This is a genomic window from Deltaproteobacteria bacterium, from assembly GCA_019308995.1.
Classification (GTDB): domain Bacteria; phylum Desulfobacterota; class Desulfarculia; order Adiutricales; family JAFDHD01; genus JAFDHD01.
Map to the genome: position 1 here is coordinate 23,258 of JAFDHD010000047.1, position 7,401 is coordinate 30,658.

Annotated in this window: 7 protein-coding genes; 4 read left to right on the forward strand and 3 right to left on the reverse strand. The window is 48.5% G+C overall.

Annotated elements, in window-relative coordinates:
• The first annotated feature begins 225 nt into the window (after window positions 1–225).
• Window positions 226–618 carry a carboxymuconolactone decarboxylase family protein gene (locus JRI95_09480; GenBank protein ID MBW2061777.1) on the forward strand — a complete coding sequence of 131 codons (393 nt, stop codon included), beginning with the start codon at window positions 226–228 and terminating at the stop codon, window positions 616–618.
• Window positions 619–623: 5 nt separating this feature from the next.
• On the opposite strand, the gene JRI95_09485 is transcribed toward JRI95_09480, so the two are convergent.
• The 3 genes from JRI95_09485 to JRI95_09495 all read right to left on the reverse strand — a co-directional run bounded on the left by JRI95_09485 (window position 624) and on the right by JRI95_09495 (window position 4,478).
• Window positions 624–1,427, reverse strand: coding sequence for a glucose-1-phosphate thymidylyltransferase (locus tag JRI95_09485; GenBank protein ID MBW2061778.1), 804 nt, complete (start codon window positions 1,425–1,427; stop codon window positions 624–626).
• Between the two features lie 64 nt (window positions 1,428–1,491).
• A complete protein-coding gene (locus JRI95_09490; GenBank protein MBW2061779.1) occupies window positions 1,492–3,081 on the reverse strand; it encodes a VWA domain-containing protein in 1,590 nt (529 codons plus the stop codon).
• Entirely contained in the window at window positions 3,078–4,478 is a 1,401-nt protein-coding gene (locus tag JRI95_09495) for a magnesium chelatase (protein MBW2061780.1), read from the reverse strand. The genes JRI95_09490 and JRI95_09495 overlap by 4 nt, the downstream gene beginning before the upstream one ends.
• Window positions 4,479–5,051: 573 nt before the next feature.
• Here JRI95_09495 and JRI95_09500 point away from each other — a divergent pair.
• The 3 genes from JRI95_09500 (at window position 5,052) to JRI95_09510 (ending at window position 7,110) form a co-directional block, all read left to right on the forward strand.
• On the forward strand, window positions 5,052–5,345 hold the full coding sequence (locus JRI95_09500; protein ID MBW2061781.1) for an RNA-binding protein: 294 nt from the start codon (window positions 5,052–5,054) through the stop codon (window positions 5,343–5,345).
• Window positions 5,346–6,036: 691 nt separating this feature from the next.
• Window positions 6,037–6,414, forward strand: coding sequence for a hypothetical protein (locus JRI95_09505; GenBank protein ID MBW2061782.1), 378 nt, complete (start codon window positions 6,037–6,039; stop codon window positions 6,412–6,414).
• 24 nt (window positions 6,415–6,438) lie between these two features.
• On the forward strand, window positions 6,439–7,110 hold the full coding sequence (locus JRI95_09510; protein ID MBW2061783.1) for a hypothetical protein: 672 nt from the start codon (window positions 6,439–6,441) through the stop codon (window positions 7,108–7,110).
• Window positions 7,111–7,401: the final 291 nt, after the last annotated feature.

Genomic DNA, 7,401 nt, shown 5'->3' on the forward strand with positions numbered 1-7,401 from the left:
ATGGATATTTAGGTATCTGATTTAAATATATTGAATTATCGTTAATGATGTGTCAAGCATGTTTTAAAACACGAACTTTGTAAGAATCAGATTTACATCTGGCCGGACAATGGGATAGTCATGATTGAAGCATCATCGTTTCCATCGCCTTGATTCTATGATCGAGAAGGCATAAAATGCCGCTCATATTTTGTTAAATCAGAAAGCATGGGAGAGGAGAGGATAATGAGTGACGATTTAGAAGAACTGAAGGAAAAGACCAGGCAGACGGCAGAGAAATATTTCGAGGGCCTTCCCCCTGAGGAGCGGGCGTATAACCTCTGGCGGTCCTTTGACAAGAACCTGGCCAAGGACCTTTCGATGCATTACACCGGAAAAATGTACGCCCGGGAGAAGATTCCGCACCAGACAAGGCAACTGGTCACTATCGCCGCGCTGACGGTCCTGGAGAGGAAGGAGGAGTTGAGAACTCATATCTGGGCGGCCCTGAACGTGGGGTGCCTCTCAGAGGAGATCGCTGAGGTCATTTTCCAGATGGGCACTTACGGCGGTATGCCCGTGGTCAATACCGCGCTGAAGGTCCTTAAGGACGTGCTCGAGGCAAGAGGTCTGGAATAAGGATGTCAGTGTTTGGGCCGGATAACGGTTCGGCGTTTGTAAAAGCCTGGAGGGACGGTCATATTGGGGGCGACCACAGCGTGCGGTCCCATGATAGTGCCCGGGTTGGTCACGGTATTGCATCCAAATGAAGTATTGTCACCCAAAATAGCCCCTAATTTACGCATATTTGTATCGAATATCTCATCTTTTATCTTAACTTTGATCGTACCGCTGGTAATCTTGAAATTGGCCAGCTTGGTGCCTGCCCCGAGGTTGACATCCTGGCCGAGAACGCTGTCGCCGATATAGGCAAAGTGCCCGGCCTTGGCTCCATCGAGCATGACTGAATTCTTTATTTCAGTGACATGGCCGACGACACAGGCCCGGCCCACCAGGGTAGAGCCGCGTAAGTAAGCGCCCTGACGGACTTCGGTCCTGTCCCCGATCTTAGCCGGCCCCTTGATCAGGGCCCCGGATTCGATCACGACCCCGCGGCCGATCTGGATGTCATCGTCCATTAATGTTACACCGGCGTAAATGACTGTGGCCTGTTCGAGCTTTTGGCCCTGGTGAAAGACCTCAAACTCATTTTTAGTTACATCTCCGGGTTTGAACTTTAGTTCATCGGTGATTACTTGACCCTGCCACAGGACATGCGTCTTTAGAAGCAGGTCTCCTTTTTGGCGAATTTCGGCCACAGAGGAGATCAGGTTCTGCTGCACAAAGGCCTTGATTCGCGGTACCGCTTCCCAGACGAGGTCCAGGCCGTTGAAAAGCGGTTCGGCTTCCAGGCCTTGCAGTTCAAAAAAAGATTCAGGTTTCAGCATATTTTTATGAGGCTTTTGAGGCGGGAGACGGGGAACCTCCTCTTGGAAGGGTTTCCGCCAGCGCTCAGATCCTTCGTCCTCTTTTGTTTATTTCTTCGATCATGACCAGCTCCCCAAGCTCATCCGGGACGCAGATAATGGCCCGGCCGCCGTTAATCCTGGTTATCTGGCGGATGAATTCCACGAGGGCCGGTTTGTCATCGAGCATAAAGGTATCTATATTCATGCCTTGAGCCGTGACCTTTCTTATTTCAGCCAGGGTGGCCTTGCAGGCATTGGGGCTGATCCCGAGCATACTGTTGGGCAGTTCAACGTGCAGGCGGTTGCCTACATAGTAGGCGGTTGGCTGTCCGTCCGTGATGACCGTGACCCGGTTATTCCTGTTGCCGCTCCGTCTGATGAGCTTCATGGCCAGGCGGAGGGCTGCCTGAAGGTTGGTATAGGCCTGCCCCCAATCCCAGACGGACAGGGCGAGCTCCTTGCCTTTAAGTTCCCGGGCCTCGGTGGAGAAGCCGATGATATAGAATTTATCCTTGGGGAATCTCGAGCGGATATAATAGTCCAGGGCCAGGGCGACCTTTTTCGCCGCCTGAAATCGTCCTTCCCATGACATTGACCATGAAAGGTCCAGCAGCATCACGGTGGTGCTCGTAATGCGCTGCTCCCTTTCCCGGACATAGAAATCATCAGGAGCAAGATCGAGCCGCCCGTCCTGCCGGGGGGGCCGGGAGACCGCGTTCAGGATGGTCCGGGTAATATCCAGATCAAATCGGTCTCCATACTGGTAGGGGCGTGAGGTGTCTGGTTCGATTTCGCCGGATTGCGGGGCATTCCCCTGAAAGCCTCCCTGCTTGTCTTTTCTGGCCTGGTAAAAAATCTGTCCAAAGGCCAGCTCTCCTAAAGCCCGGATGCCTTTGGGCGTCATGTTGAAACCCTGCTTGTCAAACCTGATAATGCCTTCTTCTGAAATCATCTCAGGAAGCTGCAGCAGGATGGCAAAAGACCTGGAGGCGTCTTCGCCCAGCATCTCTTTTAGTGTTTGAGGGTCCACAAACTGGAATTCGCCGTGGAGAAGCTGCTGCTGGAGGCTGTCAATGGCGTTAAACTGCCGCATCAATTCAAGGGCCTGTTCAAAGTCCAAATACTCATCTCCCTGGAACTTGTGAGCATACTGGCTGTAGAATTCATAGAGTTCGAGGATATCATCTTTTCTTTCCTGCCATTGGTTGAACGATTCCTGGCTGAACTCATTCAAAAAAGAAAAATCTTCCAGGCTCTTCAGCTTCTCCAGCAGGCCGGGGGGCAGGTTTTCATACGAAGGCGCTTGCTCAGCGCCTTTCTGCATCCTGGTCATGGCTTCTTCGGCCAAAAGCCGTTCTAACTCGTTTATGGGCTTATCAAACGCCTTTTCAAGGTTATATTTAGAAAAAAGCTCTTTCTTTTGCTGCTGAAGCTCTCTGATCATCTCTTCCAGGCCCATGACCTGGAAGTCCATACCAGCCAAGGGAAAGCCTTCCCACATCATCTGCGCCATGGACATGTTCGGGGTCATGCCTTTCATAATATTTTCCATGAACCTCTCCATGACCTCTCTGCGCTTCAAGGTGAAAGGCAGCTGCGTCCCGTCCCAGGCTAGATATCTGATGAGCTTCATTTATAAATTCTCCGTTTCTCCTGGATTTCCCGATTGAGCTGGTTTGATAAATGCAGTCCTTCCAGGATAAATTCAATGGCTGAAGACGCCTCTGGAGGGCTTTCCGGATCAACCAGGGCTTGAACCGCCTCTTTCATCCCGGGGATGACCTTTAAGCCATCCATGTAGTCTTCTGAAGGAAAGGTTTGAGAGACTTCAGCTCCCATGCCGTTCTTGAATGCTTCCACGATCGAGAAAAGGTCCTCGGCCTTGAAATACTCATCAAAGACGACCTTGATGGCGCGTCTGACCAGGTCTTCCACGAGTTCTCCCTCATTCATTTCAGCCGCTTCGTATTCCAGTTCGAGCTTTCCCATGATGGCGGGGAAGGTGGCTTCCAGATCGGTAATCCTGGGCGACACTATGTTTTCACCGACATCAAAACAACGCTTCAAGGCGCTTCCGAGGATGGATTCATAGCCCCGGATCGAGATGCGGCAGCTCACCCCGGAATGCTGGCTGATATCCGGGTTGGCTCGCGCCTGGAAGGTCAGCTCGGCCAGAATCTCCTTAATGAACGGCGGCACGTGCGTTTCAATGCCGTCAAAGCTCAAGGGCCTGGCTTCCTGTTCCATGACCTCAATTTCAAGATTCCTCTCTCGTGGATAATGAGTCCTGATCTGGACATCAAACCGGTCTTTTAAAGGGGTGATGATGCGACCCCGGCTGGTATAATCCTCTGGGTTGGCGCTGGCAACGACAAGGATGTCCAGGGGAAGACGCACCGGAAAACCCTTGATCTGAAAATCGTTCTCCTCCATGACGTTAAAGAACGCCACCTGAATCTTTTCCGCGAGATCCGGAAGCTCGTTGACGGCAAAGATGCCGCGGTTGGCCCGGGGGATCAGCCCGAAATGAACCGCGCTCTCGTCATCTAAGGTCCGGCCTTCAGCAACCTTGATCGGGTCCACTTCTCCGATGAGGTCCGCGGTGCTGACGTCGGAAGTTGCCAGCTTTTCCACCAATCTTCTGTCCCGGAGCACGTAGGTCAGGGGAAGATCGTCCCCCATCTCGGCCAGCTTCATCTTACAGTCAATGCATATGGGGTCAAAAGGATCGTCATTGATAGGACAGCCTGCCACGGCTGGAATCTCTTCATCTAAAAAGCTCATCAAACCCCTCATGAGCCTGCTTTTCCCCTGGCCTCTTTCACCAAGAAGGATGATGTTATGGCCGCACAGGATGGCGTTAACCAGCTGCGGGATGACCGTCTCGTCAAATCCGATCAAACCGGGAAATAGGGATTCTTTATTCTCCAGCTTCCGAATTAAATTGGTCCGCATTTCCTCACGGACGTCTGGCAAACGAGTTGTAATTTTTTTTAACTCGCCCAGGGTTTTGGGTTTAGGGGTTATCATGGATGCTCCTTTCGCATGAACAGACTGGGTCATTATTAAATTCTGTTAAATTATATACATCTCAAGGAGGAGCGTCAAGATTAATACGGGCTGAAGGGAAGTAGAATTTTCCTGAAATTACTTTTTTAATTATTTAAATTTTTTACAGAATTCACATTGCTTGATATTGCGGGGCTTTATGAAGGCAGCAGGCGCTCATCCTGCCTTTAAGCAAGAAAGGGGTTTCACAGATCATCCGGAGCCAGGGAAGCCCCCGGGTGGTTTTTATATCAGGTATTATAACCAGACTCAGGAGAGTCTCACCCTCCAATTGGTATTTAACCAGTATTAGTTGAGACTTGATCATAAAGCGGTGCCAGGGAAGTTTTTTAGTTTAAATACAATGTCCCGCATTTTTACCTTGTGCTTCAGTTCCCTTTAATATATTTTATAAAAAAACGATTCGGACTCATGGTCCGAGTTTAAAGCAAAACTATAGCGCCTCAATCGTGTAAGCCTTTAGAGCGGGGCTTTACCACACGTTTTTTGCCTTAGATTTTGCCATTTTACCGGAGGAGAAAAAGTATGCCGTCCATAAATCTTTATGTGGGAAACCTTTCATACAACACCTCGGAAGCTGATCTCACCGAATTATTTGCCCAGTATGGCGAGGTTTTAAGCGCCAAAATCATTACGGACCGTTATTCCGGCCAGTCCAAGGGATTTGGGTTCGTGGAGATGTCAAGCCGCAGCGAGGGTGAGGAAGCCATCGCTGGCTTAAATGGACAAGAGGTGAACCACCGCCAGATAAAAGTCAACGAAGCAAGGCCGCGGTCGGACAATAGGCGCGGAGGCTTCGGCGGACGCAGAGGTGGTGGAAGGTACTAATAAAAATTAAGAGTTTGATCTTCCGCGCCGAGCATTTCGCTCCTGAGAGTAATCCTGGGCCTATACTGCCTTGACTTTTCGAAACAGGGCGCAACTCAATGATTCAATTTATTGATGCTTCAGGCTAAGGCAGATAAGCAACTAGCCAAATCAGATAAAACAGAAATACACTATCATGGTTTACGTGTATTTGGGTCACGCCTCAGCACAGGAGGTTTGCTTACGGTGCTTATCCTATCTCCACTTAAACTGATTTCCCGATAGGCTTGATCTCGCCTGAGATTGCGCTTGATAAGCACAGAACTTAACCGTTTCCGTTATTGCTTAAAAAAGCTTCAGTTCTCCTTCCCTGGGGAACCATACCAGGGCATGGACATGATCAGGTCATAATATGCGCATGACCTTTTGGGTCATGGATAAGCCGTTTTTTCATGGGTTCATTATTTCCGGCCAGCCTGTTTCGATCAACCTCCTGTCGCTTCGCGGACCTCGACAAAATTGTCGGGGCCACCTGTCAAAAGGAATTTATAACTGTTTGAATTTGAAAGAAATCTTATCTTATTGCCATATTGATCTAATTTCTGTATAATTTGATCGGGAATTAGCTTAGCATATGGTGTCATTTGTAAGTGTCTTTTTTCAGCTAACACGTTTTCTCTTATTGAAGGACCCATTTTGAGGATTGCTGAAAATGAACCAGCAAAGCGCTAAGGAGTCTCTTGAACTTGCACGCCGCCACTTGCAACGTGTACAGGCTGCATGGGATGAACCAACTGACTGGACCGACTTAACTTTATTTGGGTTCTACTGCCTAGAAGCAGCTGTGGTGGCAGCGGCAGAATATTTGGGATGGTCAATCAAACGAAGCCACGTCGCAAAAGCTGAAGCTGCTGAAAGATTATCTAGTGAAAAGGGTTTCCCAGAAATCACAAACCTGCTGTGGGAGCTGAACGATGCGCGGAAAGCGATCGCTTATGGTGATGTCCCTTTTCCAAATCTGAAGGCTGAAGATGTGGCTTTTCAAGTTGAAAAGTACGTAGAAGCAGTTGAGGTATTAATCGAGAAATAACATAAAAGCATGTGTACCTCCGGGATGAAAGATAAAGTTGAAACATTAAATATGACTGCGACTGTAAATTTAGAATGCATACGTCAGTGGCCGAGTGAAAACGCGAGGGAATGGTCTCGTAAATTCTTCAGATCTGCTGAGAAGCAACCAAATATAGATGCTATTATCGTTGTTGGTTCTGCGGCAAGAGACGTTGCTGAAAGTGCAGATATTGATTTTGTTGTTATTTACAATACCTGCAAACTTAACTTTAATGGCCCTCCGATCGATATTGATATCCGTGCATATAACAGGACAGACGTTCAAAGGCTCCTTTCTAACGGCCATGACCTCTTGGGATGGGCAATTCGCATGGGTTGTGTAGTATTTGAACGTGGCCATTTTTGGACTGACTTACGCAACGCCTGGCTTAATCGATTAGTTTTGCCGTCTGTTGAGGAAGCCAATACTCGCGCTGCCAAAGCAGAAAAGCTCTATCAAGACCTTCGCGCTATAGGAGATAAAGACGCAGCTGATGAGCAGCTTATTACAAAGTTGACCCATCTTGCGCGCGCAAGTCTCATCGAAGCAGGTATATTTCCGGCTTCACGTCCCGAACTTCAATACCAGTTACAGAGTATTGGAGAAAAGGAAATCGCCCAAAAACTTGCGGATGCGTTGGAGCGACGCAGGAAAGCATGGGGGATGTCTTATTAAGAATGCTATTGTGGTCAGGTTTGACTAAACAATTATCACAGCTTATAAAAAAAACGAACTTTCCTTAACATTGAGTATGTCTATGCAGACAAGGTGTACAATGGCAAATCAAGTAATTAAGGGACATTCTTGACAAATATGGAGAAGGTCGTCATGAGAAGATTTACCAGGCTTAAAGTGTCCTGAATCAGACTTGAGTTGACAGTGTCCCCTTAGTTGTCCTGAATCAGACTTGAGTTGACAGTGTCCCCTTAGTGTTTGGTTAATCTATCAAATCAACTCCTATGCCGC